Origin of the sequence: Tolypothrix bouteillei VB521301 (assembly GCF_000760695.4) — a bacterium.
GTDB classification, from domain to species: domain Bacteria; phylum Cyanobacteriota; class Cyanobacteriia; order Cyanobacteriales; family Nostocaceae; genus Scytonema; species Scytonema bouteillei_A.
Genome location: NZ_JHEG04000001.1, coordinates 8,537,641 through 8,563,062, shown reverse-complemented (window position 1 = coordinate 8,563,062; position 25,422 = coordinate 8,537,641). Strand labels below are relative to the sequence as shown.

The following is a 25,422-nucleotide window of genomic DNA, read 5'->3' as shown; positions in this document are numbered from 1 at the left end:
GAGGTTTGTACAATTAGCCATTAGCCATTAGCCATTAGCTTGCTATTCCTGTTGCAACTGTTTGTGGTTGTAACATGGTGACTAAGTCTTGGATTCCTTTTTGGAGATATCTGGTGACTGTCATGGGGCTGGTACCAATTTTCTTGGCTGCATCTTTCCGAGACAATTCTTTCAAGTACACCATTTCAACTGCCATGCGGGGCTTGTCTTCTAGCTTATTAATTGCTCCTTGAAGTTGTTGCTGTTCTTCTTCTAATTGTTGGATAACAGCAGAACGAGGACAGGGTAATGCTTCTCCTAAGGTGATTTGGCAGTCAACGTTTTGAACTACGGTAGCATCTAAACTTAAAGGCAATCTGTTTTGAGCAGCTAACTTGGTTTCTTGCCATTCTTGCACGGATACCTTAAGTTCTCTGGCAATTTCTGAATCTTTGGGAGGACGACCTAAAGTTAGCGATAATTCTTTACGGACTTTTTGTCCTTCATTATACAACTCTTGCCAGCGACGGGGAATTTTTAATAGGGTGCTGCGATCGCGTAAAAAGTGCAGCATCTCACCACGAATATAAGGAACAGCAAAGGAACTAAAAGCGTAGCCTTGGGTTGGGTCAAAACGCTCTATAGCTCTTATTAAACCAAAATAACCAATTTGTTCTAAATCTTCATATGGTTCGTTGCATTGATGGCTGAATTTATGAGCCATCTTGCGTACCAGCCCGGTGTGTAACTGTACGAGCTGATTGCGAAGTTTAATAGAAGGGTTCTGGTGGTACAACTGTAATAATTCTATGCCGTCAAACCGGGTAGAAGACTGATTAGTTGACATCATAATAAATTCCTCTTTAGTAACTACTGGTTTTTGGGAAAAATAAGAGTTGCGTATATGTTCTTCAAAGCTGTCATTATTTTCCTTAGGAAGCCCTTTAGGCACCATTCGTTGTTCCACTGAACTTGTAGGAGCCTCCCCCCTAAGAATCAGCATTTACACTGATTCTTTTTTCTGTGCCTCCGGATTCATAGAAAGCTAGCTGGTATGCGGAGAAATGTTAAATCGTGTAAAGATCGGGAGACCGGAAATAAAGAGTGTTTTGGCTCCTGCATCGGGAGCATTCCTCTTCTTTGTGGCTGTTAGGAGAAGCGATCGGTAAAAATAGAAGTAAACACAAACAACAATTCTTAACTAAAAAACCTCTTCCTTTTGAAATATGAGCAATACCAGCAACTTCCGAGAAGCGATTTCTAAGGCTAAAACGCAAGCCCTGTTAGGTCCCAACGTGATTGCCAATGCTCTGCCCTACTTGGGAGGTGGATTGGTTCTCACGGCTTTGGGGACTTATGGTGGACTCGGTATTATCCGTACTAACCCAGCGCTGTTCTTTCCCACTGTGATTGGGGCAGTGATTGTGGAATTGATTTTGTTCTTTGTTGCCCAGAATGTTGCAGAAAAAGGTAATAAAAAAGTTGCACTACCCTTGTTGGCAACTTACAGCCTTTTATCTGGTTACACTCTCAGTGGTTTGATTTTTCTTGCACTGCAAACTCAAGGTGTCGGCATACAAGGTATTGGGATTGCAGCCCTCGGCTGTGGTGTCACTTTTATCGCTGCCCGTCAAATTGGCTCAAATCTCTCTGAGTCAGACGGTATGTCTCTGAGCAGAACTGTTAACTTAGGAATAATTGCTCTACTAGTCGTCGTTGGAGTGCAATTTTTATTTAGCGTGTTTGGTGTTTATACACCGACTTGGCTGGAAATTGGGATTTCGGGTGTGGGAGTCTTTCTATTTATTGGCGCATCTGTCGTTGACTTCTACATCTTGCCCCGGACTTACCGCGATGACCAGTATCTACCTGCCGCTTTATCGATGTACCTAACTTACATCAACCTCTTTATTTTTATCTTGCGATTGCTGATTGCTTTTAACAGTCGCGATTAAGTCTTGAGAATTGGGGATCGGGGACTGGGGACTGGAAAATTAATCCCGATGCCAACCCCCAATTCCTATTTTCTTAGTGGCAAAAAATACCTACTGGTTCAAGTGTGGGTAGAATGAAAAAGTAAACAAGTTAATAGAGATCGCATATAATCCAAAGCGATCTTTCATCAGTCAACATTATGGAAGTCTTAGAACTCAAACGCGAAATCGAAACGTTGTCCGATCGCCTGGGTAAAACCCAGGACTATCTTTGACATACCCGCACTGACTGCTAAAATTCAAGACCTGGAAAAAATCTCAGCCCAGCCAGAATTTTGGGATGACCGCAACACAGCCCAAACCATACTGCAAGAACTTGATGAACTGAAATCGCACTTGCAGCAGTATCACCAGTGGAAATCCCATTTGGAAGATACAAAAGCTGTGGTAGAGCTTTTAGAGTTGGAAACGGATGAAGGGCTGCTTCAAGAAGCTGAATCTACTGTCAGCAAACTCAACCGCGAACTCGACCAATGGGAGTTACTCCAATTACTTTCTGGTCTGTATGACGAAAAAGGCGCTGTGTTGACAATCAATGCGGGTGCTGGTGGTACAGATGCTCAAGATTGGGCAGAAATGTTATTGCGAATGTATACCCGTTGGGGAGAAAACCACGGCTATAAAGTGGCAATTACTGAGGTGTCTGAAGGCGATGAAGCAGGTATTAAATCTGCAACTATAGAAATTACAGGGCGCTATGCCTATGGGTATCTCCGTTCGGAAACGGGTACTCACCGCCTGGTGCGAATCTCGCCTTTCAACGCCAATGGAAAGCGGCAAACAAGTTTTGCTGGGGTAGAAGTTATGCCTCAGCTAGACAACAGCGTACAACTGGAAATTCCAGAGAAAGATCTGGAAATTACAACCTCTAGATCTGGTGGTAAAGGCGGACAAAACGTCAACAAGGTAGAAACAGCGGTGCGCGTTGTTCACCTTCCTACAGGTATAGCGGTGCGCTGTACGGAAGAACGCAGCCAACTGCAAAACAAAGAAAAAGCCCTCGCTCGGTTGAAAGCGAAGTTGTTGGTGATCGCCCAAGAACAACACGCCAAGGAAATCGCAGAAATTCGGGGTGATATGGTGGAAGCTTCTTGGGGTAACCAAATCCGCAACTACGTGTTCCATCCTTACCAAATGGTCAAGGACTTGCGAACAAACGAAGAAACAACTGCGATCGCTGATATCATGAACGGCGAAATTGATTCATTTATCCAAGCCTATCTCAGGCAGGAAAATCAGTTGGTGGCAAATAGTTAGTGGTTAGTGGTTAGTTGATAGTGGTTTCTCGACTAACCACTAACCGATATACTATACAAACTGTTACATTATTATTAGAGTTTGTTATCAAGAGATTATGAGTGACTCTTCTTCGACGGAACCTCAACCTAGCTACGTAAAACTTGCCATGAGAAACATGGTGCAGAAGCGACTCACCTCCCTCAAACATTTTTTACTGACCGCTGTAGGTCTTTTAGCAGTTTTGGTAGGTCTTGCTTACTTAACTCGCTAGGCGTCATCAGTTTACTTGGGGGATTGATTGATAACTATTAACAATCCTAATTTGATATTTGAAATATAAGTGGGGTGGCAAATATCTACTACACAAAGTTGTCGCTCGGCATTAGCCACCCTGAAAAACTCAATAACTTAAGTACGGGAGATTTATAGCTGGTGAAAGTCGATCTGTACGTGCAGGACTGTTTTGCTGAATCGTCCCAAGCAGCAAATCTCGATTTTTGGGATACCGGGACTCGAATGACTGCTGAAACTTGGCAAAATTGGTTTGAGCAGTGGATGGAAAGACTTGATAATGAGTCTCCGCTAGCACCAACATATGAAATTGGGTTGCGCTTAACGGATAACAGCGAAATGTACCAGCTAAACTCTCAATACCGCCATCAGAATAAACCTACAGATGTTTTATCATTTGCTGCTCTTGAGGTAGATTTCCCTCAAGGGGAAGAAATAGACACCGAAGTCCCTTTGTATCTCGGTGATATTGTTATTTCTATTGAGACAGCGCAACAACAAGCCCAACAGCAAGGGCATTCTCTACAGACAGAGTTAGCCTGGTTGGCTGCTCATGGTTTGCTCCATCTTCTGGGTTGGGACCATCCAGATGAAGAGAGTTTGAACCAAATGCTGAGCCAGCAAGTAATATTACTGAAAGATATAGGTATTGATATTAACGTAGAATAGCTCTTGCTTAATAACTTCTTAGTGTTATTCTGGAATTGTCATCTCACAAAACTCTTGTAAAAAAATTGTTTATATACCTGTTACACAATTACAATATCCGAAAATTCTGATAACTACTTTAGTCCCTCGTGTGTACGCCTATGTCCCAACAAGTTTCATCGCCCCCGCAAGTCTCAGCACCACCAACTCCAAGTTGCCTGGAGCCAGTTGCTCCCAAACAACGGGAATTTTCCTGGAAAGTTGCTTCTAATTTATTTGTTAGTTTTAAATATGCTTGGTGCGGAATTACCTACGCTTTTCAAAGCCAGCGAAATTTTCGCATTCATGTTGGTGTATGCGCTATAGCGATCGCTCTGAGCCTTTTTTTACAACTGAAACCCGTGGAAATAGCAGTGATTGCAGTTACCAGTGGTTTAGTTTTAGCATTAGAGTTACTGAACACAGCTATAGAATCTATAGTAGACCTGACAGTTAAGCAAACATATCACGAGTTAGCAAAAATAGCTAAAGATTGTGCTGCAGGAGCCGTACTTGTATCCGCTCTGGTAGCGCTGCTTGTAGCGGCAATGCTGTTATTACCTCCGCTATACGTCTTAATTATCTCAGTTATTTAGCCGATGGCTCCTCCTGACAACTTCCCACATAATCTAAGCATCCAAAATGATATGATGATTGGCAGAAATCAGGAGCCATAACTTGTGATTATAGTTATTGATAATTACGATAGTTTTACCTATAACTTAGTACAGTACCTGGGAGAATTGGCAGCAGAATTCCCAGTTGCCTCCGATATCAAAGTTTTTCGGAACGATAAAATAACCGTAGATGAAATTATTGCTTTACAAGCAGATGGAATCGTGATTTCACCAGGACCGGGTCGTCCTGAAGATGCAGGGATTTCCCTAAATGTTATCGAACAACTTGGACCGAGCTTGCCAATTCTAGGAGTATGCTTGGGACATCAAAGCATCGGTCAGGTTTTTGGCGGTAAGATTATTTCCGCACCTGAATTAATGCACGGCAAAACTTCTCCGGTTCATCATACAGGAGTCGGTGTTTTTCGAGAATTAGAAAATCCAATGACCGCAACCCGGTATCATAGTCTAGTGATTGAGCGCGACACTTGCCCAGAAGTGCTGGAAATCACTGCTTGGGTTGAGGATGGAACAATTATGGGAGTACGACACCGGAACTATCCTCATATTGAAGGCGTCCAATTTCACCCAGAGAGTGTCCTGACAAATTCAGGAAAGCAATTATTGCGAAACTTTCTGGAACAATTGCAGTCTAGAGAGCGGAATTCTTCATGAAACGACGACAGTTCGTGGGCTATGCAGGGGCGGGAGTAGGGACAGCATTACTGAGTGGTTTTAGTTCTGAATTTCAAGCAAATGCTCAGTCTAAGCCTCGCTCAAATGCTCAGTCTAAGCCTCGCTCTAGTGGTTCATTATCAATTCAGTGGTTGGGTCATACCTCCTTTCTGTTTACTGGTGGTGGCGTAAGAATTCTGGCAAATCCCTTTCGGACAGTAGGTTGTACCGCAGGGTATCGTTCGCCCAAAGTTCAAGCAGATTTGGTATTGATTAGCAGTCAACTGTTAGATGAGGGTGCTGTAGAAGATATACCTGGAAACCCCAAACTCATTTACGAGCCAGGAGTGTACGAGTTTAACGACATTAAATTTCAAGGAATTGCTATAAATCACGATCGCAAAGGCGGCAAACAATTCGGGATCAATACCGCTTGGTTGTGGAAGCAAGGAGGTATTAGCATCCTTCATTTAGGAGGAGCGGCTGCACCTATTTCCATAGAGCAAAAGATTTTGATAGGGCGTCCCGATGTGGCGTTAGTTCCTGTGGGCGGAGGAGCAAAAGCTTATAATGCGGAGGAAGCCAAGCAAGCCATTCAAGTCATTAATCCCAAACTAGTGATTCCTACCCATTACCGTACACAAGCAGCTGATGCTTCTACGTGTGATATTTCCCCATTAGATACATTTTTGACATCAATGGATGGAGTAGCAGTGCGCCGCAGCCAGAGTGACACGATCTCTATTAGCCCTAGCAATCTCCCGGAAAATAGCGCCATACAAGTGTTAAGTTACAAATTTTAGGTTATGAGCTAGGAGCTTTTCGCGATCCGGTGGCAGAGAGAGCCACCGGATGCAGTCCGAGAGGCACTACCTCGCAAGAGCGGACAAATACAGGCGATCGCACTTTAAGGGGAATGCTGAGGGTGGGGGTACCACCAACCCTTCAAAGCATTCACAAGTGCTAAAATTTTTTTCCAACATCTGTGTTTAATCAACGCCTGTGTAATTAGACTTAAGAGATATTCGAATAAAAAATGCTCAATTCCACTTATTTTCAAATCAGCGCCACCGGAGCGAGATGAAGATTCTCTCCACTTAGGAACGAAGTGAAAGACATTCTTGTAAAGACGTGTTAAATGAAAGCGTCTTTTTTTTTCAGTATCTACCCGCACTCAGCAAGTTTTCTTTAATTATTTTCAATACACTTAGATTTCCAAATTCTATTTGGGAACTATAAACTTGACCTATTCTCTCAACATAAAGTATGAGAGCTACCTTGGAGGAATTTTACTTGTGCCATTATCTCATTGAAAAAAGTAGTTTTTTTAAACCAGTAATTTTACTTAAATATAGCGTTTTTTTGAAACTATACTTAGTAAGTAAAAATAACTATTCAAAGCGAAAGCTTAAAAAGCTTATGTTTTAACCTTTATTCTCCTCTACCTTTCTCACTGAGAAAAGCCAATTAAAATTTTCATCAGTTTTTTCAAAAAATTAAGGGTAATTTATCATGCAAGCTTGGCATCAACATGAAACCGAACTAAATTCTTTAGAAAGAAAAGAAACAATCTTAGTTATTGACGATAGCAAAGCTAATTTAGATTATTTAAATATCACTTTAAGTGATGCAGGTTATAACGTGTTGATTGCAATGGATGGAACCAATGGTATCGAACAAGCTTATAATGAACCAATAGATTTAATTTTGTTAGATATAATTATTCCAAAAATTGATGGATTTGAAACTTGCCGCATACTTAAATCAAATCCAATAACAAAAGATATTCCTATTATTTTTATGACTGCTCTTGCTGAAACAGGGCAAAAAGTCAAGGGGTTGAATTTAGGAGCAGTAGATTATATTACCAAACCATTTCAAGAAGAAGAAATATTAGCTAGGATACAAGTCCATTTAAAACTGAGACGATTGAATCTAGAATTAGACCAGCAAAAACAACAACTCGAACATCGAGTCAAAAGTAGAACTGCCGAACTTTCTGAAGCTCTTGAAGAACTCAAAAAAGCTCAATTGCAGCTAGTACATAGTGAAAAAATATCTTCCTTAGGACAACTTGTTGCAGGTGTCGCTCATGAAGTCAACAATCCTTTGGGCTTTATTTTTAGTAACTTACATTATGCCGATCAATACGTAGATAACCTTGTCCATCTCATGAAACTTTACCAACAACAGTTTCCCAATCCTGGAAGTGAGATAGAAGAAGAAATTGAAGCAATTGACCTAAATCACATATTAGAAGATTTGCCCAAAGTAATTTCCTCAATGAAACTAGGTACAGATCGGATTCAAGGGATTATGCAGTCCTTAAGAAACTTCTCACGTGCAGATGGAGATCAAAAGATAGCCGTCGATATCCACGATGGATTAGAAACAACTCTCATGATTTTGCAACACCGTCTCAAAGCTCGACCAAAGCGACCCATGATAGAAGTAATTAAAGAGTATGAAAACTTACCGCATGTGAAATGCTATCCCGGACAACTCAATCAAGTTTTTATGAATTTATTAACAAATGCCATAGACGCTTTAGAAGAAGGAATGACAAATGGAGCATGGGGTACAGAATCTATTCCTAACTCTCATTGTCCGAAAATTCGCATTACAACCGAACTTATTGACGACACAAAAGTTTTTATTCGGATTGCAGACAATGGACCGGGAATGGCTGAGCCAGTACAAAATCAGATATTTAATCCTTTTTTTACAACAAAAGCAGAAGGTAAAGGAACTGGATTAGGTCTTTCTATTAGTCACCAGATTATCACTCAAAAACACAATGGAATGTTGCAATGTATTTCATCCTGCGGTCAAGGAACAGAATTTATTATTGAAATTCCATTGGATGCAGATAATAGCTAATGGCTAATGGCTAATGGCTAATGGCTAATGGTTAATGGCTAATGGTTAATAGAAAAAACATTGGGCGATTAAAATCGCGTCTATACAAACAAAGTCCACCTACGTGGACTTTCTATTAAGAGCATCCCAATTAGAAAAAACATTGGGCGATTAAAATCGCGTCTATACAAACAAAGTCCACCTACGTGGACTTTCTATTAAGTCCGCGAAGGCGGTGAGTCCAGTCGCCAGGGCGTGGGAAACCCGCCTCCAGGGCTGGTCTCACCATTAGCCATTAGCCATTAGCCATTAGCAATTAGCAATTAGCAATTAGCCATTAGCCATTAGCAATTAGCCATTAGCAATTAGCAATTAGCCATTAGCCATTAGCCATTAGCAATTAGCAATTAAAATCTTTTCCGGTAACGAAGGGCTGCGAATCCTGCTAGTAAGATTGCACCGATCGCACTGGGTTCGGGGACTGTCGCAGGACGGCTCAGAATACTGTCAATCCAGTTTGCGTATGTTGAAACTCGAGTATCACCACTGATTTCTCCAAAGCTGGAATTTAAAGTGCTGTCAATATCAGAACCGGAACAGTTTGGATAACCATAACAAGTGCCAAATGATGTAACTCCAGCAATGAGTCCGTTGATAAATGTTGGTCCTCCAGAATCACCTGGTGCTGAATTAATTTCATCCAATCCTAACCCTGTGTCTGAAATACCGAAGTGAAAACCAAAAGCGTCATTGGCTGCTAACCCATTATCAAAATCATATGCTAAAACTGCACCGGGAAATGCGAAAGTGTCAAGTTGGGGTAACGTGGATAAAATTTCGCCTGGAGCATCGTAAATGTTTTTCCCCACACGTTTTAATCCATCCCATGAAACATTTCCTTCATTACCATTACCAGAATAACCATAGCCTACTTTAACGCCTATTTTTCCAACTTCATCTGTACCGCGATAAATATCGTAACGTTCGGCTGCTATAGGTGCTTCTGACACAAGTTCTATAATAGCGATATCGCCCTCGATCCTGCTAAAGTTATCAGTCCAGTCTGAGTGAATAAAGAGATTTGCGCTTTTTATGGATGTAGAACCTGTAGGTAAATCGAAAAAAGCTTGAATACTATTAGCAATAACATTTTGATAGCCGTCAGTAAAACAATGGGCGGCTGTAAGAATATGTCTCCCTGAGGTTAATAAAGAACCCGAACAACCGAAGGTCTCTGAATCAGTTTTGATGACTAAATCTACTACACCATCAAAGCCCGTTCCTACATTGACAACAGAATGTGCTGGATCGCCTGCTGTAATATAACGCTGGCGATTTTCATTTATACTTCTAACATTGCGAAAAGTAGCTGCTTCCGCATTTAATAAACAGCCCCCAATGGCAGTTGTTAAAGTGATAACTAACGACACAAGAGCTTTGTGAGAAATTTTCATAGTTTGTGAAAATTTTACTTGGAGAAGAAATTTGCTTGGATGTGATGTTTAAACAATTGTTTAAATTCCAATTAAGTAGAGAGGCGCAAAAAAACGAAGTATGTAATTAAAAGTAAATTTGCATAAAAACCTATTCCCTTATACCCTCAGCATAGCTGCCCTATCATGACAAAATTTTTAACACCAACTTACTTATTGCTGAATAATTATTATGCTTGTAATTGAACGAGAAGCTAACAGTAAATACTCGTAAGTCAAGAAAAATTCTTCTTTTATAAAATTGTAGTTTTACTACTCTCTTTTTTTTTTAAATACTCAGTATATTGAAAATAAATATCACTCTCTTCATAGAAAAATATACTTAAATTGATTGAATATAATGAAAAAAATACCGTATGATGTCCGCGAGCGCGTTTGTACAAGCTAAGTCCCCCTAAGTTCACCAGGTTTATATGGTAGGAAACTCGCCTGTAGGACTTGATATGAATTCCATACAGGTGGGCTGTGTTTCTATCGCCGTAAAATTCTATTCTGGGGGCAATTTGCACTCATAGGGATGCTCTCAAAATTCTGTTAGATACAAAACTATATGGAAGAAACAAGAAAATGCTTTATTTTCTAAATCTCCTATTTACAAGTCAGGGAATTTACTGATGATCGGTCATGAGTTACAATTCACTGGTGGCTGTTGCAAGGATATGCATCAACGTAGTTTCCGAAATTGTAACCACTTGATAATTAAAAAAAATTTCATGCCATATTTGAAACACATTAAGTTTTATGGCTCCTATGACTTTCTCATCACGATTGCAATTCAAGTACCGGAAATCTTTTTTCATTTTGTTTTTAACTTTCGGCTTATCGGGTCTTGTTGCTTGTGGAACGACATCTTATGAAACCCGTAATTTGGCTTCTTTGCCCAGAACTTTAGTTGTTTCAGGTCGTGGAATGGTTAGTACTCCCAAAACAACCTCTCGCGTTCGTTTGGGGGTTGAGGTTCAAGATATAACTTCAACAAAGGTACAGCAAACAACCGCACAACGTTCATCAACAGTTGTGGCATTTTTAAAAGTAAATCAAGATGTTAAAAAACTAGCAACAACAGGTATTAGCCTAAATCCAACTTATAGTTACAAAGACAATCAGCAAAGAATTGTAGGCTACAAGGGTAGTAATATAGTGAGCTTTGAAATAGCACCAGAAAAACTTGGTACACTTTTAGATGAAGCAATTAAAGCTGGTGCAACACGTATTGATGGTGTGACTTTAGTAGCAACGGATGAAGCGATCGCATCAGCACAAAAAAAAGCCATTAGTCTAGCGTCCGAAGACGCCAGAAGTCAAGCCGAAGCAGCTTTGGGAGCTTTATCTCTCAAGCAACAGGAAATTGTGAGCGTGCAAATTAATGGAAGTCGGCCATCTCCAATGTATCAAACAGCGAATTTTTCTAGTATGGATACGGTAGCGATCGCGAAAACACCAGATACTCCAGTCGTTGCAGGTGAGCAAAGCGTGGAAGCTTCTGTGACTTTACAAATTAGATATTAAGTTGAGAAGCCAGTTGGGTGAATTTGTCATTGGTTATTCGTTCGCAAACCACAAACTACCTTGTCAAGTAGAGGGCAGAGCTCGTTAAATTTGATTAAGCTATTAGCTACGACTTTGTTAATAGTGAAGACAGATTGCTAATTTGGGAACGACGATGGAAGCGATAGAGACGGAAGCCAAGCAGCGTATTCAAGAACTGCGACAACTCTTACAAAAAGCTAGTTATGCTTATTATGTCCTCGATTCTCCTTTCATGGAGGATGCAGTTTATGACCGGTTGTATCGAGAGTTACAACAACTGGAAAATCAACACCCAGAATTGGTGTCACCGGACAGTCCCACGCAACGGGTTGGAGAAAAACCAGCGACTCAGTTTACCTCAGTGCGTCACAATATTCCCCTCTATAGTTTAGAGAACGCATTTAACACAGACGAGTTAAATACTTGGGAGCAGCGCTGGCGGAGACAATTACCCAATACAGGCGCAGTGGACTATGTCTGCGAGCTCAAAATAGATGGTTCTGCTATAGCGTTGACTTATGAAAATGGCATTCTTGTGAGGGGTGCAACTCGAGGAGATGGCGTAACGGGGGAAGATATTACCCAAAACGTGCGGACTATTCGCTCGATTCCCTTGCGCCTAAATCGAGAGACGTACCAAGACGCGTCTGAAACATCTGAGATATCGGGTATGTCTCTACCGGAAAGAATAGAAGTGCGGGGTGAAGCGTTTTTACCCCTAGAAGTCTTTCAAAAAATTAACCAAGAAAGGCAAAAAATAGGTGAAGCCGTGTTTGCCAATCCTCGGAATGCAGCAGCGGGAACACTCAGGCAATTGGATTCCAGGATTGTGGCACAACGACGTTTAGATTTCTTTGCTTACACCTTGCATATTCCCGGTAGAGATGATGCTAGTATTGCGAGTACTCAGTGGGAAGCATTGGAATTGTTGCAGAAATTGGGATTTCGGGTAAATCCTAACAAGCGCTTGTGTTCTTCTTTAAAAGAAGTTGCTGAGTATTACGGTCATTGGGATACCGAACGACTGAATTTACCCTACATGACTGATGGGGTCGTTGTAAAGCTAAATTCCTTCAAGCTTCAAGAACAGCTTGGGTTTACACAGAAGTTTCCCCGATGGGCTGTGGCGTTGAAGTACGCTGCAGAAGAAGCTCCAACTCGTGTGGAAAATATTGCTGTCAATGTGGGTAGAACGGGGGCGTTAACTCCGCTTGCAGAAATGCGTCCCGTACAATTGGCGGGAACTACTGTTTCTCGCGCTACCCTACATAATGCCGATCGCATAGCTCAATTAGATATCCGCATTGGCGATACTGCGATCGTGCGTAAAGCAGGAGAAATTATCCCGGAAGTTGTGCGAATTCTTCCAGAACTGCGTCCTGAAGGTACAAAACCCTTTATCATGCCTACTCATTGTCCTGTTTGCGGTCAACCCGTGGTGCGGGAAATGGATGAAGCGGTGACTCGCTGTGTCAATGCTTCGTGTCCGGCTATCTTAAAAGGAGCAATTGAGCATTGGGTCAGTCGGGATGCTTTGGATATTAAGGGTATGGGTGAAAAGCTGGTGTATCAACTTGTGGATAAGGAGGTTGTGCATTCTGTTGCCGATCTGTATGACTTGACAGAAGGTAATTTATATGAATTAGAGCGGATGGGTAAGAAGTCCGCACAGAAATTGGTGGAAGCTATAGCCCAATCAAAAAACCAATCTTGGTCTCGCGTGCTGTACGGTTTGGGTATTCGTCATGTTGGAAGTGTGACAGCACAGGTTTTGACGGAAAAGTTTCTCAGTGTAGAACAATTGGCTAACGCAACACAAGCGGATGTTGAAAAGATTCACGGTATTGGATCGGAAATTGCTCAGTCTGTTTATCAGTGGTTCCGTATTGAGGCAAATCAAACTTTGATTTCTCGGCTCAAAGATGCTGGGTTGCAATTAGAAATTTTAACGGATGCTATCGCACAAAACGATCGCAATCAAAAGTTGGCTGGGAAAACTTTTGTCATTACCGGGACTCTACCAACTTTAAAACGGGATGAGGTGAAGGCGTTAATCCAAAAAGCTGGTGGAAAAGTTACGGATTCTGTGAGTAAGAAAACTGATTATCTGGTTGTGGGGGAAGATGCGGGTTCTAAGTTGACCAAGGCGCAGGAGTTGGGTGTTGCTCGGTTAAGTGAGGAGCAGTTCTTGGAATTGTTGGAGAGTTAAGGATCTCAAAGGAAAAGAGGGGGGATTTTGCCTCCCTTTCTTATACGTTGAGGGCTGTTTGTGCTAACTGCGCAATCTGATGGAACTCAAAGTTTTGTGATAGTTCTCGCAGTTGTGTTGCCAAAAACTCGTGTTCGGGTGGAATTTGCTCGATAACAAGCAAAACTTCTTCCTCATTACACAATAATGCTGTCTGCTGTAATTGAGCAATCCAAGTTGCTGGCATGACAGCTAACTTTTCAGAAGTTAGTACAATGCTGACAGGTAGGTCGCTGCTTGTTGATGGCGGTTCGCTGTCAGCATAAATATAAGAAATCCCCAAATATTTTGCCATCATGTTCAACAAGGTTTCTTCCTGAAAGGGTTTGCTGATATAGTCATCACAGCCTGCAGCAAGGGCAAGGTCGCGATCGCTTTCAGACGCATGAGCGGTCAGAGCAATAATCTTCGAGGGTTGGTGTTGATTTTGAGCCGCATTTTCTTGTTCTCGAATCCATTTTGTTGCTTTGTAACCACTGAGAACGGGCATTCGGATGTCCATCCAAATGAGATGGGGATGCCATACTTCCCAAAGTGCGATCGCTTCTTGACCGTTCGTTGCTTCTTGCACATCTAATCCCAAGTTACTCAACAGTTTGACCAAGAGCAAACGATTTTCTGGCTGGTCATCAACTACAAGAATGCGGTATTGAGGTTGACCGGGAACCAGCCCGATCGCCTCCTGATGGTTAATTTGTTCCGGTTGTGTATCAGTGCTCGTAGCCAGCCAAACGGGAAGGGTCACTAGGAAAGTAGTGCCTTGCCCGACTGTGCTATTGACTGTAATGTTACCTCCCATCAAACGGGCAAGGTTGCGGCTAATGGTTAATCCCAACCCAGTTCCTTCTGTTGCTCCTTTTCCAGCTTCTGCTTGGACAAAGGCATTGAAGATGAGATCCAAATCCTTTGCTGGAATGCCGATCCCCGTGTCTTCTACTTCAAAGAGCAGGGAGACAGGAGAAGCCCGATTCTTCAGTTGTTGAAAGTTGAAAGTTTCACCTTCTTCATTCACTTTCACATGGAGCGTAATACTTCCTTGCTTGGTAAACTTAATCGCATTACCGAGCAGGTTGATGAGGACTTGACGGAGTTTGCTGGGGTCAGTGGTGATGTATTGCGGCAGAATTGGGTCAAGATCGATATTAAACTGTATGCCCTTAGCGACTGCTTTTTGCCGGAACATATTGCGAAGGGAATGTAAAAAAGCAACAAGATCGATATTGCTTTTGTCAAGGGAAGTATGCCCTGCTTCTATCTTGGACAAATCCAGTATATCGTTAATAAGATTGAGTAGATGATCTCCACTGCGACGAATGATTTTGAGGTTTTCTTGCTGTTCGGCGTTGAGAGAACGATCGCGGCTCATCACTTGAGTAAATCCCAGAATCACGTTTAGAGGAGTTCGTAATTCATGGCTCATGTTTGCGAGAAAAAGGCTTTTTGCCTGATTTGCCACTTCTGCGGTTTCTTTTGCCTGTTGCAGTGCTAATTCAGTTTGTTTGCGCTCTGTAATATCCTGTCCGATGCCAATTAGATAACCGTTGGAGAGGCGTACATTTGCCCAGGACGTGTACAAAGTTTTGCCAGAGGCTGTGTGAGTCCTAAAGTCTTTCCACTTCCCATTCGCTGCTAGTATGTGTTCCTTTGCGGTTTCGTGTTCTACGCGATCGGGATAACATTTTGCTAACACGTCGGATTGCTGCCAGTCTTGTAGCGACCACCCCAACACTTGCTGTAATTGGGGATTGAGAAACTCGATATCCATGTTTCGATCGAATAACGTGACCATGAGGGGGATGTGGTCAAACATTGTCTGGAGAATTTCTTTTTGGTGTTTCAGTTCCATTTCCGCACGTTTGCGATCGCTGATATCTCGCAAGAAAGCTGTGAAGATGATTTCATCTCCAAGTTCTAGCTTTGAGATAGACGCTTCCGCCGGAAATTCAGTGCCATCTTTGCGGCGACCAAATATCTCGCCCCATTCTCCTATTTGACGCAATTTTTTGCTACCCATGCGCCGTGCCTTACCGAGCGATTGACCAAAGTCATGCACGTACTGATGGTGAATGTCGGCAAACCGGAGAGGCAATAACCGATCCAAAGGCTGTCCCAATATCTCCTCTACGGTGTAACCAAAAACTTTTTCTGCACCTTGGTTAAAGAGGGTAATGCGCTGGTTGCTGTCTATAGAAATAATGGCATCTTGGGCAATTTCTAAGATTCCGGCAAAGCGCGATTGAGCTTTTTGTAGAGCTTCTTCAACTTGTTTGCGATCGGTAATATCTTTCATGAAACAGTGATGCCCGATAAACTGATGCTGCTCGTCGTAGATTGAAATCATCACTAGCTGTTTGTAGAAAATCGAGCCATCCCGGCGAATTCCTCTCGCTTCGGTTTCAACCTTACCTTCTTGCAACATCACATTGTAGACAGCGATCGTTGTCTCAAGATCGTCAGGATAGACGGTCTGTTGCCACGACATCCCAATCATCTCTTCGGGTGCGTAGCCTACTACACTAGCATAAGACTGGTTGACAAACACATACCGCCCCTCAACATCTAACTTGGCAATACCCGATACCGCATATTCTAGAGCTACGCTCATTTCTCGCAGTTCGACTTCCTTCCGCTTGCGTTCGGTAATATCGGTATGGGAACCTGTCATCCGAACAACATTACCTGCTTCGTCCCAAAGTGCTTGACCGCGATCGAGAATCCATTTGTAGGAGCCATCTTTGCACAAAACCCGATGTTCGGAAGTATAAAACGGTGTTTTCTTGGCGAAGTGGTTTTGAATCACCTGAGTTACCCAGCCCAGGTCATCGGGATGTACTCGTTTTGCCCATTCATCCAGGTGATTGTCAATTTCTTCATCTTTAAAGCCCAACATTTCTTTCCAACGGCTCGAAAAGAAAACTTCATTGGTTTGCACGTTCCAGTCCCAGATACCGTCGTTATTCCCGCGCAGTGCCAGATGCCAGCGTTCCTCGCTCTCCCTACAAGTGTTTTCTATCTGCTTGCGCTCTGTGATATCGGTTACAGTCCCTACGTATCCCTTCACGGTCCCAGTTGCATCTAGTTCGGCAACTCCTTGCCCCAACACCCAAGTTTCTTTGCCATTGCGATGGAGAAACCTGTACTCAGATTGAAATGGCAAATTGGATTGTGCGGCTTGCTGCCACTCGGCAAAAACTTGCTGGCGATCTTCCGGATGTAAAGCATCGATCCAACCGTCTCCCCGTGCTTCTGCAATTGTGATTCCAGCAACAGTACACCACCAGGGATTAACGTACAAGCATTTCCCATGAGCATCTGTGTAAAAGATACCAATGGGTGCAAGTTCTGCCAAAACTTGATAAAAGTTGGGTACACAACCCAGCGGACAATCAGGAGTGCTTTGCCCTAAGGGTAGAGTTATGCTCATCACGAATCACCAATCACTTACTCATTATACTGGCTTAGAAAAATAATTAAGTTCTTTTTAAGACAAGCCATTAGAGGTTGTTTGAAAAGTGATTTGCTGTGTTTTTAAGTACCTATCGATCCCCCCTGACCCCCTTAAAAGCCTCTTAAAGTCCCCCTTTTTAAGGGGGATTTAGGGGGATCTTAATATTTTGCTACCAACAAGAGGACTTTTAAAACATCCTCTTAATACTATAGAGTTGGAAAGAATAGCTGTCTATGCTTAAGATTCTATGTAGATTGTCCGCAAAGAGCTAAAATTGTGCAACTATCGACTGCAGCGTAATTTTTCAGGAATTTTCTAGGAACTTAGGTAAAAATTATGGCATTTGCAACCCGAATCATCTTTTTCCAAGATACACTTCTCAAGCAAGAGCCAGTTCAGTCCAGTCAGCTGCCCAGCTTTAAACTTGTAAGCATTCCAGCTTTTACTGTACTCGTTCTTCAATCCTACACGTTCCTTATTACTCAAGATCATCATAGAATCACACTTAAGAACCTTCAATTCAAAGGCTTTACTAGCTGGTATGTATTTGCACCACACGTAGATATATTTTCTAACGAATTTTTTCCCATTCAAACGGTGGGCGACATTGCTGCCGAACAACAAAACAAGAATGAAGTCAAAATTTTTGTAGATCGGGACTCTGTTGGCAACCAAAGGAATTTTTTAAAAATTGTTGCGAACACGCAAACTGTCTTCAAACGCGAACCTGTTGACTCATCTATTCTTAGAGATGAGCTCAAACAAACGATTCCAGCTGGTACCGAAGTTGTTCTTGCAACTAGCAGACCTGATGGCAGTGGTGCTGTGAGATTTCCTATTGTTAAGAATCATGTTAGGTTTTCTCTCCAAAGTCCAGATATTAAAGGCTTTTCCAGCAATTGGTACGCTTATGAAGAACATGTTGGTATCGATCGCCTTGGTTGAAAATAGGGGATGGGGGATCGGACATTGTTTTCAAACTCTGATATATCTTCCCCCTCCATCCCAACTTGTCAAAAGGAAATTTGCTGCCAAGAGTGCGTAAAAGGGTGTCTGACGGGACTTGAACCCGTTATGACTGGTTCCACAAACCAGCGCCGCGACCACTTTGGCTTCAGACACCATAGGGAACTAAGGGCATTTGAACCCTTAACCTTCCGCTTGCAAGGCGGATGCTAAGTGCCAGTTGAACTATGGTCCCATTTGGGAGCATTTTTAGGCTTAACTGACAAGTATTGGGTTGTGTATCCACTCTGCCTACGATTCAATTTGATACTCCCGACAGGATTTGTTCGCGAAGCGTCTCCGATAGCGAAGCGTGCCGACGAAGGAGGCATAGGAGATACCTGCAAAAATTCCGTCCCTCAAACGGAAGCGTTTACCAGTTTCGCCACGGGAGCATTAATACCCCTGATGGGAGTTGAACCCATAAAATCTGGTCTCTGAAGCCAGCACGTCTGCCAGTTCCGTCACAGGGGCAAATGGTCGGGATGGTAGGATTTGAACCTACGGCTCCTTGTCCCCAAAACAAGGCTTCTAGACCACTGAATTACATCCCGATATTGATACTGCTGGTGGGATTTGAACCCACAACATCTGGTTTCTAAGACCAGCTCCTCTTCCAGTTGGGCTACAGCAGCATAATTTGGTACTCAGGCTTGGGATTTGTTCGCGTATAGCCCTTACAGGCATAGCTTCGCATTGCATAGCGTGCGCTTTGCCCGAGAGCGTCTCTGTAAGGAGATATTCAAGTTCTTTCACACGAATACGGTGACTGCTTTTAATCGAACTACAGCAGATTTCAACTTGGTGAGGTACAAAAATTACCCGCCTCTGTCCCCCCTTACTAAGGGGGATGAAAGGGGAGTGTACCTCATTCAGATGCAAAGCGCTGTAACTACACCCCCCATATTGAGTGCCTATCTATTAAGTTTTCAAGGAACGGAAGTGCGAACGTTATGCCTTTTTCAGAGGCTGTTGTTATTTACTACATTTATACTACAAAAATACTACACAAGTGTCAAGGGCATACTACAAATTTTTTTTTGAAGTGAGAGGGCAGTGTTATGTCATTGCGCTCATTGCCCTCTCCGAGAGAAGTTTATGGGAGTGAATTACTCGTTTTCAGTCAGGCGTTGCACGTTCCAAAACTGTTCGGCAAATGTAACGGCTGGGTGAATTGGCGCTTTGGGCTTACTTTTGAGTACCATTCCTGCTTCATGTAGGAGGCGATCGCCTTTATTCTGGTTACACCGTTCGCACGCAGTTACCACGTTGTCCCAACTGTGCTGTCCGCCCTTCGAGCGGGGAATCACATGGTCGAGCGTTAAATGCTTGGTACTGCCGCAGTACTGGCAGGTGTAACTATCACGCTTTAGGACCTCACGCCGATTCACACCGGGTACTTTCCAGTGTCGTTCGGGATTGCCAACCATTAAGCGGATATGTTCGGGCACTTGTAGTACAACACTGGGTGAGCGGACTTCCCACTGCTTTGTAGTGCCAAAATTTAACGACTCTGCTTGACCTGTGACTAACAGCACGATTGCTCGTTTGATGTTGATACGTGCCAGTGGTAAGTAGTTCTTGGAGAAGACGACCACTGAGTTTTGTAGTACGTGTGATTGCTGACTTGGCGGTTGAGCTTCCATAAGTTAATTCACTCCTAAAAAAATAACCCCCGTCTCTGTTATCCAGGAGCGGGGGTCAGGTAGTTGATACTTTTTGACCTATATCGGTGCTATAAAACATTTGCACCTCCCGCTTTGGATGAATTGCTCGCGATTCAGGCATTCGGCTAACGCTCCAAATTTGCCCAATAACAGATACTTTCCCTCAAACGCAAATAGCACAACGAGCTTTGACCCGTCAGAAGCAATGTTCTTTTCGGGATCTGCCCAAAGGGCGATCGCATCTATCCAACCCAGACGGGGTCGGCGATGCATCACGCTACTAATGGTTGAAGAAAATCTGCCTATCATTGAACTTTGTGGTATTTGTAATAGAGAGTCTTTATTTATAATACACTTGTAGTATAGCTTTGTCTACTGTTTCAATAGTGCTTTGGTGAAAGGACTCGAATCAAATTATTTGACTTTTGGTTTTGGCTCAAGCCGGGTTCAGAAACCACTCAAAATAAGTAATTTCTGGAACTGCACCCATTCTCAGTGGTAAAACCGAAACTCCCAGTCCGCGCGATACGTACAGGGCTATCGCACCATCTCGATACCAACCACTGACATAACGTCCGCTACCATTCGGACGTATTGGAGCAAAGCCAAATAATGATAGCTGTCCGCCGTGAGTATGTCCCGATAACATATATTGTGGTTTGTATTGTGTTATCTTTGCTAACTCATTATCTGACAATGAATCTCGATATGCTGGTGAGTGAGCAAGCAATAAATGGTTTGGTTGAGGGGGAAAACCTTCGAGTGATTTGATTAAATCGGGTTGGCTGACTAAATCATCCAATCCAGTGATTAATATAGAGTCCTTGCCGTAGTTGTGTATAACGCTTTCATTTACTAATAGGCGGCAGTTATAAGTGGCATATATTTCTGTCAAACGTTTTAAATCAACACCAGCCCAGTATTCCCAATTCCCCATAATTGCATACTTAGCTGTTTGTTTGTGAAGAAGCGACAAAAAGCGCTCAAATCCATCAAGCTGTTCAACTTTATCAATTGAATCTCCGGTAAATAGTACAACATTTGGGTTAAGTTTATTAACTTGTTCGGCAATATGTTGTGCCCGACTGTTAAATTGTTTGAGATGAAGGTCGCTAATTTGAACCATCTTGAAGCTATTCTTGTGAGGAGCAAATTGTCGCTCGATCTGATAACGTGCGATAACAAAACGATTCGGCTCAATGACAAAAGCATACAGAATCAACAGACAAAAGCTAACAGCGATCGCAAGTATAATAAACAAGCACTTTTTTTTCTTCTTTCTTGTTAGCATAAGTTAAAATTTTTCGGGAATTATCTAATAATAGAGGAGCTAGTAGCACATCTGCTAGCAGACTACACAAACGTTGTCAATAGAAGCATGAAGAAAAAACACGTTAGCGATTGAAATCGCACGGCAGGTGCTACAACGGGGGGAACCCCCCTTCGGGTTCACCAGTCCCCAGGGCGCGGGAAACCCGCCTCCAGGGCAGGATTCACCGCAACGCACTGCCTCGGCTATACAGGCTAAGTCCGCCTGCGCGGACTTTATAAGAAGTCCGCGTAGGTGGTGCGTCCAGGAAAATTTAGAAAGTAGGTTGGGGAGCCACTCACGTGCGGAGAGAAGTTGCGGCTTGGGGGTTTCCCCCAATAGCAAACTTCGGAGGGTTCCACCCGTTGAGTGACGTGGCGTTTGAGGAACGAAACCCAACAATTCTTGTAGAAATGATTTAGAAAATTGAGGAACGAAACCCAACAATAAGGGTTCAATGTTAGATTTTTGTTTTTGCCAAATTGGCATTCTTTTATAAAATTAAGCCAAATTGGCGTTTTTTTATAAAATGAAAAAGATAGATTAATGAAAGAAATCGTCATGCACATCATCTTTGCAACACCAGATGCCCTAGATTATAAATCTAGGGTTTTGTTATGGGCAAAATAATGGAAATAAAAATTTGCTGTGAATGTGGCAAATTGGCAACTCTTGAAATTAGGAAAAGAATATATTTTATAACAAATAAGGTCTTGTTAAAAGACCCACAGCATAAGACAAAACCCAATTCCTCCAGCTTACCACTGGGGGTTTTATATTTATTTTTCAGTCGTTGGTAAAATTATCTAGTGACCGACGAGCGGTGACTGGCGATCGCGTTAGCAAATGTCCCATAAGTTGGGTTTTGGTTCGCAATCCAACCCAACCCAGGTTCTGTTTTTAATGCTAGTTGAAATGTAGAAAATTATAAAATTTTTAATAAAAAACAATTAAGAAAAAATAAGTATTAAATTTCTATGGCTTTGAGAGTGTACAGTGAACTAGGGTTAGAATTTACATGAGTAAATTCCTCACCGGAAAAAACATTGACAGGGTTGTATAATTAATGCATCTTATTTCAGAAAAATTGTACTTGAGACTGGTAGACCTTTGAATTTCGCTACCTTAACGTTGGGGCATATGTGGCAAAAAGAAAAAAAAGATAGTTCGACAATCAGTTTCTCTTTACTGCTGGCATTAATTCTGACCCCAGTAACAACTCTTTTCGTGTCGGGCTCTACACGGGCGCAATCTTCTCCTGAGGCTTCGTCTTCTCCCCTTCCAGAAACTCTACGTGGTTTTAAGGTACGGATTGATGGTACCGACAGAATGTTAGCAATTAACCAAACTTTGAAACAAGGTTTTGAGAAACGAATTTCTGGTACAGAAGTAGAGGTGGCTGCTAGGGGAACTGAGGCTGCACTCAAAGCTCTGCAAAAAGGAAATATTGACATAGCAGCAATTGGACGTGGTTTGACACCAGATGAAAAAGCTCAAGGTTTGGAATTAGTGCGCTTGCGGCGTGAAAAAATTGCCATTGTTGTAGGGAAAAATAATCCTTTTAAGGGTAGTCTGACAATCAAGCAATTTGCCAGAATTGTTCGAGGAAGAATGACAAACTGGTCGCGGTTGGGGCGCATTCCAGGTAAGATTCGTTTCATCGATCGCCCCGAATCTAGCGAGATACGCCAAGCTCTGGGCGGGTACTCTATCTTTAGATCGAAAGGCTTTACCACACGTTCCAACACAATTGAGATAACTGAAGAGGACACTGAAGAACTCGTAAAGCAATTGGGTATAGACGGTATTAGTTATATCAAAGCAGATCGGGCTTCGCAACTCAAAGGTGTACGAGTTGTTCCAGTACACGGGACTTTGCCAAAAGACTCCAAGTATCCTTTTTCACTGCCCTTAGTATACGTTTACAAGAAAAATCCGAGTTCACCTGCGAGTCGTTTTCTCGCTTTTGCCAAAACGCCTGAAGGAAAGCAAGCGATAGAAAATGCTAGGGACAGCGACACAGTGGCTGTTACCCAAAACTTAGCAGGTATGGTTATTGAAGAAAACACGAGTTTTTCAAACCTCAGTTCAGTCACAACGAACCCCACTCTTTCACCAAGCCCTGAGGCGACACCTACCCCAACGTCTGCAAATGCTGTTATTCCAACGGAGACTGGAGAATTGGTTTCTCCGAGCCATCGAGCGTTTGCACCTCCTCCGGATACGAGTGACAATACGCAACAGACCGCTTCTGTGTTTTGGTTGATGATACCTTTAAGTTTAGGTGGTTTAATTTTATGGCGTTCCTATAAAAGAAGATCGCGGCAAGACGGGAATTTTCAGTCGGGAGTCATATTGTCTCCCAATTCATCCCAAGGACAAACTTCTTCACAAAAGGCTGTGTACCCTCCTTTTCCTGATGTTTGGGATGAACTAGCAGCTGATGAACGATTAACTCAAGACACCACTTTGTCTGCACCTGTTGCGCTCCAAGAGGAAGAGTCGGAAGAAGTCGCAAAAGACGTGCAACCATCAACAGAAGTTATTAACGATACAGAGGTTCGTGTTTCCGATCGCACTGCGACTGAGTCGGCAATGACAAACAATGGTTTCCCAAGTGATGACAAAGCATTAGATTTAGATTGGGAAGCACCAGTGGCAGTTGTGTCTCCTTTGTATCCTAAATTCACAGATATTGCTGCAATGGTCTCAAACTCGCCCCAAGAGGAAACTACAGAACCAGATTTGTGTCCGGAATTGCTAGATGATTCAGTGACCAATGACCAATGAGCGGTGGAACAGAGAGAAGGTTGTGGAGTCAATTGATACATTAAGATATCTCGATTTCCAGAATGATACTGAAGTCAAATTGCAGGCTAGCGATCGCGGTGCTATCTCTCATGGGGGCGCAATACCTTGCACCCTTACAGATTTCGCGTGTTGCATCTTTTTTTCAAAATGGTATGACGCCTCTTTCTGCGACCCGTTTGTCTCCTATTATCCATGCTAGCTCTGTCTCAATTGGTCAAAACCCTGTTACTCCACTTCAGCAAAAAAACAGTCAATTGATTCGTACTTTGGTGGGACACACAGCTCCTGTTCGCGCTGTTGCAATAAGTCAAGATGGGCTAACTCTTGCTAGTGGTGGTGATGACGGAACGGTTAAGTTGTGGAATTTTCAAACAGGACAGTTACTGAGTTCTTTGTCGGGTCATTCAAAGGGAGTAAAGTCTATTGCGATCGCTCCGGATGGACAAACTGTAGTGAGTGGTGATAGGGATGGAATAGTTAAGCTGTGGGACTTGAAAAAAGGACAGCTGTTACGCACTTTGAACGGTCATAAAGGTGGAGTGACAGCAATTGTTATCACTCCAGATGGAAGAATTGTTACTGGGAGCTTAGATATAGTTAAGGTGTGGGATATGGCAAATGGAAAGCAACTTCGCACCGTGCAATCGGGGGCTTTTGCTCTTACTGTTAGTCGCGATGGTGAAACTTTGTTTGCGGGTCACAATGATGGCAAAATTACATTATGGAACTTAAGTACGGGTAAACTGTTGCGTAGTCTTGTTCCTCCTCAAAAATCATCTGGGGTCACTTCAGTCGCGATCGCACCCGATGGAAAAACTTTAGTAAATAGCGGTGGGGATGATAGTTTTCAGTCCCTTCCACAAACAGACGGCAAAAATATCAAAGTATGGGACGTGGAAACGGGAAAATTACTGCAAAATTTTTCTGCCCATCTCGGTACTGTAGAAAGTGTTGCGATCGCTCCCAACGGGCTGGTTTTTGCGAGTGGGGGTCAAGCCAAGAGAGTTCAACTGTGGAGTTTGAAGACAGGAAAGCTACTTCGGGCTTTTGAGGGTCATGGAGGGGGAGTTTATGCTGTTGCTTTCAGTCCCAACGGGCAAATCTTGGTCAGTGGTAGCGGCGATAAGACAATTAAAGTTTGGCGGTTGTTACCGTCTCCTTCACCTCGCGTTCCTCTCCAGCCTTCCAATTCTGTTGGAATTGCTTTTTAGTTGCGCTGTCTTGGCGTGCATCATGACTGGGAACAGAATTTATAAATCTTCCAAAGCCCGATCGGCAGTACTCATGACAGCGATCGGGCTTTTTTTTGTCAAGCTCTATTGACTTTTTGTAACAATATTGTTAAATTTAGTTACATAAGTTAATAAATAAAAAAACGAGCTATGTATACCACAGTTAATGAAAATGGGATTCTCAATAACTATGCAACAGAACCACAAATGTACTACAGTGGTTCCCCAAACACTCAGGAACAACGCCAATATGCATTGCAAGGTGCGTTTGCCAGTTTGCTGGTTGTTGCCTTAGTGTTGCTGGGCTTGGGTGTTAGCTAAAAAATATTGAATCTCGG

The 25,422-nt window shown here is 42.7% G+C and carries 20 protein-coding genes, 4 tRNA genes and 1 pseudogene; 15 read left to right on the top strand and 10 right to left on the bottom strand.

The window, feature by feature from the left end:
* Positions 1-34 precede the first annotated feature (34 nt).
* Positions 35-826 (bottom strand): RNA polymerase sigma factor SigF, encoded by a 792-nt coding sequence (locus HC643_RS34980; RefSeq protein WP_038082611.1) that lies wholly within the window; start codon positions 824-826, stop codon positions 35-37.
* A gap of 379 nt (positions 827-1,205) precedes the next feature.
* On the opposite strand from HC643_RS34980, the gene HC643_RS34975 reads away from it, so the two are divergent.
* From HC643_RS34975 to HC643_RS42690, 9 genes and pseudogenes are all read left to right on the top strand, one after another.
* Positions 1,206-1,934, top strand: a complete 729-nt coding sequence (locus HC643_RS34975) for a Bax inhibitor-1/YccA family protein (RefSeq protein ID WP_038082602.1) — start codon at positions 1,206-1,208, stop codon at positions 1,932-1,934.
* A gap of 179 nt (positions 1,935-2,113) precedes the next feature.
* A protein-coding gene (gene prfB / locus HC643_RS34970; protein ID WP_137986540.1) for a peptide chain release factor 2 occupies positions 2,114-3,230 on the top strand; the annotation gives its coding sequence in 2 pieces (ribosomal slippage) (positions 2,114-2,185 and positions 2,187-3,230; 1,116 coding nt in all).
* Positions 3,231-3,327: 97 nt separating this feature from the next.
* Complete coding sequence (locus tag HC643_RS34965) at positions 3,328-3,483, top strand: DUF3285 domain-containing protein (protein WP_072040810.1); 156 nt, start codon at positions 3,328-3,330, stop codon at positions 3,481-3,483.
* 161 nt (positions 3,484-3,644) lie between these two features.
* Complete coding sequence (ybeY, locus tag HC643_RS34960; RefSeq protein ID WP_038082603.1) at positions 3,645-4,172, top strand: rRNA maturation RNase YbeY; 528 nt, start codon at positions 3,645-3,647, stop codon at positions 4,170-4,172.
* Between the two features lie 140 nt (positions 4,173-4,312).
* Complete coding sequence (locus HC643_RS34955; protein WP_038095038.1) at positions 4,313-4,786, top strand: diacylglycerol kinase family protein; 474 nt, start codon at positions 4,313-4,315, stop codon at positions 4,784-4,786.
* 84 nt (positions 4,787-4,870) lie between these two features.
* Positions 4,871-5,482, top strand: coding sequence for an anthranilate synthase component II (locus tag HC643_RS34950; protein ID WP_038095039.1), 612 nt, complete (start codon positions 4,871-4,873; stop codon positions 5,480-5,482).
* Positions 5,479-6,285, top strand: a complete 807-nt coding sequence (locus HC643_RS34945; protein ID WP_038095040.1) for an MBL fold metallo-hydrolase — start codon at positions 5,479-5,481, stop codon at positions 6,283-6,285. Before HC643_RS34950 ends, HC643_RS34945 begins: the two co-directional genes overlap by 4 nt.
* Positions 6,286-6,994: 709 nt before the next feature.
* Positions 6,995-7,378, top strand: a pseudogene (locus HC643_RS42695) (response regulator); the annotation flags it as partial.
* Between the two features lie 276 nt (positions 7,379-7,654).
* Positions 7,655-8,362, top strand: a complete 708-nt coding sequence (locus HC643_RS42690) for a sensor histidine kinase (RefSeq protein ID WP_408019774.1) — start codon at positions 7,655-7,657, stop codon at positions 8,360-8,362.
* A 386-nt stretch (positions 8,363-8,748) separates the two neighbouring features.
* Here the strand turns inward: HC643_RS42690 and HC643_RS34935 are convergent, their stop codons facing one another.
* Positions 8,749-9,795, bottom strand: coding sequence for a trypsin-like serine protease (locus HC643_RS34935; RefSeq protein ID WP_050046503.1), 1,047 nt, complete (start codon positions 9,793-9,795; stop codon positions 8,749-8,751).
* A 780-nt stretch (positions 9,796-10,575) separates the two neighbouring features.
* Here HC643_RS34935 and HC643_RS34930 point away from each other — a divergent pair.
* Together HC643_RS34930 and ligA are read left to right on the top strand one after the other, a co-directional pair.
* Complete coding sequence (locus HC643_RS34930) at positions 10,576-11,343, top strand: SIMPL domain-containing protein (RefSeq protein ID WP_050046504.1); 768 nt, start codon at positions 10,576-10,578, stop codon at positions 11,341-11,343.
* 154 nt (positions 11,344-11,497) lie between these two features.
* Positions 11,498-13,573, top strand: coding sequence for an NAD-dependent DNA ligase LigA (gene ligA, locus HC643_RS34925; protein WP_038071743.1), 2,076 nt, complete (start codon positions 11,498-11,500; stop codon positions 13,571-13,573).
* Positions 13,574-13,613: 40 nt separating this feature from the next.
* Here ligA and HC643_RS34920 read toward each other — a convergent pair whose 3' ends face one another.
* A complete protein-coding gene (locus tag HC643_RS34920; RefSeq protein WP_050046505.1) occupies positions 13,614-17,036 on the bottom strand; it encodes a PAS domain S-box protein in 3,423 nt (1,140 codons plus the stop codon).
* Positions 17,037-17,396: 360 nt separating this feature from the next.
* Between HC643_RS34920 and HC643_RS34915 the strand changes: the two genes are divergently transcribed.
* Entirely contained in the window at positions 17,397-18,005 is a 609-nt protein-coding gene (locus tag HC643_RS34915) for a hypothetical protein (RefSeq protein ID WP_038071740.1), read from the top strand.
* 103 nt (positions 18,006-18,108) lie between these two features.
* On the opposite strand, the gene HC643_RS34910 is transcribed toward HC643_RS34915, so the two are convergent.
* From HC643_RS34910 to HC643_RS34880, 7 genes are all read right to left on the bottom strand, one after another.
* Positions 18,109-18,182, bottom strand: a tRNA-His gene (locus HC643_RS34910).
* 283 nt (positions 18,183-18,465) lie between these two features.
* A tRNA-Leu gene (locus tag HC643_RS34905) sits at positions 18,466-18,539 on the bottom strand.
* Positions 18,540-18,542: 3 nt separating this feature from the next.
* Positions 18,543-18,619, bottom strand: a tRNA-Pro gene (locus tag HC643_RS34900).
* 7 nt (positions 18,620-18,626) lie between these two features.
* A tRNA-Leu gene (locus HC643_RS34895) sits at positions 18,627-18,700 on the bottom strand.
* A gap of 474 nt (positions 18,701-19,174) precedes the next feature.
* A complete protein-coding gene (locus tag HC643_RS34890; protein WP_038071737.1) occupies positions 19,175-19,711 on the bottom strand; it encodes an HNH endonuclease in 537 nt (178 codons plus the stop codon).
* A gap of 78 nt (positions 19,712-19,789) precedes the next feature.
* On the bottom strand, positions 19,790-20,041 hold the full coding sequence (locus HC643_RS34885) for a hypothetical protein (protein ID WP_137986541.1): 252 nt from the start codon (positions 20,039-20,041) through the stop codon (positions 19,790-19,792).
* A 127-nt stretch (positions 20,042-20,168) separates the two neighbouring features.
* Positions 20,169-21,023, bottom strand: a complete 855-nt coding sequence (locus tag HC643_RS34880) for a metallophosphoesterase (protein ID WP_082051852.1) — start codon at positions 21,021-21,023, stop codon at positions 20,169-20,171.
* Positions 21,024-22,181: 1,158 nt separating this feature from the next.
* Between HC643_RS34880 and HC643_RS34875 the strand changes: the two genes are divergently transcribed.
* The 3 genes from HC643_RS34875 (at position 22,182) to psb34 (ending at position 25,405) form a co-directional block, all read left to right on the top strand.
* Positions 22,182-23,831 (top strand): substrate-binding domain-containing protein, encoded by a 1,650-nt coding sequence (locus HC643_RS34875; protein ID WP_050046507.1) that lies wholly within the window; start codon positions 22,182-22,184, stop codon positions 23,829-23,831.
* A gap of 62 nt (positions 23,832-23,893) precedes the next feature.
* Positions 23,894-25,063, top strand: coding sequence for a WD40 repeat domain-containing protein (locus tag HC643_RS34870; protein ID WP_082051853.1), 1,170 nt, complete (start codon positions 23,894-23,896; stop codon positions 25,061-25,063).
* Positions 25,064-25,234: 171 nt separating this feature from the next.
* Positions 25,235-25,405: a photosystem II assembly protein Psb34 gene (psb34, locus tag HC643_RS34865; protein ID WP_038071733.1), complete on the top strand. Its 171-nt coding sequence runs from the start codon at positions 25,235-25,237 to the stop codon at positions 25,403-25,405.
* Positions 25,406-25,422: the final 17 nt, after the last annotated feature.

Bases quoted from the DNA above. Each gene is read 5' to 3' on its own strand.
- HC643_RS34980 (WP_038082611.1), bottom strand. From the start codon at position 826: ATGTCAACTAATCAGTCTTCTACCCGGTTTGACGGCATAGAATTATTA.
- HC643_RS34975 (WP_038082602.1), top strand. From the start codon at position 1,206: ATGAGCAATACCAGCAACTTCCGAGAAGCGATTTCTAAGGCTAAAACG.
- HC643_RS34965 (WP_072040810.1), top strand. From the start codon at position 3,328: ATGAGTGACTCTTCTTCGACGGAACCTCAACCTAGCTACGTAAAACTT.
- HC643_RS34955 (WP_038095038.1), top strand. From the start codon at position 4,313: ATGTCCCAACAAGTTTCATCGCCCCCGCAAGTCTCAGCACCACCAACT.
- HC643_RS34945 (WP_038095040.1), top strand. From the start codon at position 5,479: ATGAAACGACGACAGTTCGTGGGCTATGCAGGGGCGGGAGTAGGGACA.
- HC643_RS42690 (WP_408019774.1), top strand. From the start codon at position 7,655: ATGAAACTTTACCAACAACAGTTTCCCAATCCTGGAAGTGAGATAGAA.
- HC643_RS34935 (WP_050046503.1), bottom strand. From the start codon at position 9,795: ATGAAAATTTCTCACAAAGCTCTTGTGTCGTTAGTTATCACTTTAACA.
- HC643_RS34930 (WP_050046504.1), top strand. From the start codon at position 10,576: ATGGCTCCTATGACTTTCTCATCACGATTGCAATTCAAGTACCGGAAA.
- ligA (WP_038071743.1), top strand. From the start codon at position 11,498: ATGGAAGCGATAGAGACGGAAGCCAAGCAGCGTATTCAAGAACTGCGA.
- HC643_RS34920 (WP_050046505.1), bottom strand. From the start codon at position 17,036: ATGAGCATAACTCTACCCTTAGGGCAAAGCACTCCTGATTGTCCGCTG.
- HC643_RS34915 (WP_038071740.1), top strand. From the start codon at position 17,397: ATGGCATTTGCAACCCGAATCATCTTTTTCCAAGATACACTTCTCAAG.
- HC643_RS34890 (WP_038071737.1), bottom strand. From the start codon at position 19,711: ATGGAAGCTCAACCGCCAAGTCAGCAATCACACGTACTACAAAACTCA.
- HC643_RS34885 (WP_137986541.1), bottom strand. From the start codon at position 20,041: ATGATAGGCAGATTTTCTTCAACCATTAGTAGCGTGATGCATCGCCGA.
- HC643_RS34880 (WP_082051852.1), bottom strand. From the start codon at position 21,023: ATGCTAACAAGAAAGAAGAAAAAAAAGTGCTTGTTTATTATACTTGCG.
- HC643_RS34875 (WP_050046507.1), top strand. From the start codon at position 22,182: ATGTGGCAAAAAGAAAAAAAAGATAGTTCGACAATCAGTTTCTCTTTA.
- HC643_RS34870 (WP_082051853.1), top strand. From the start codon at position 23,894: ATGATACTGAAGTCAAATTGCAGGCTAGCGATCGCGGTGCTATCTCTC.
- psb34 (WP_038071733.1), top strand. From the start codon at position 25,235: ATGTATACCACAGTTAATGAAAATGGGATTCTCAATAACTATGCAACA.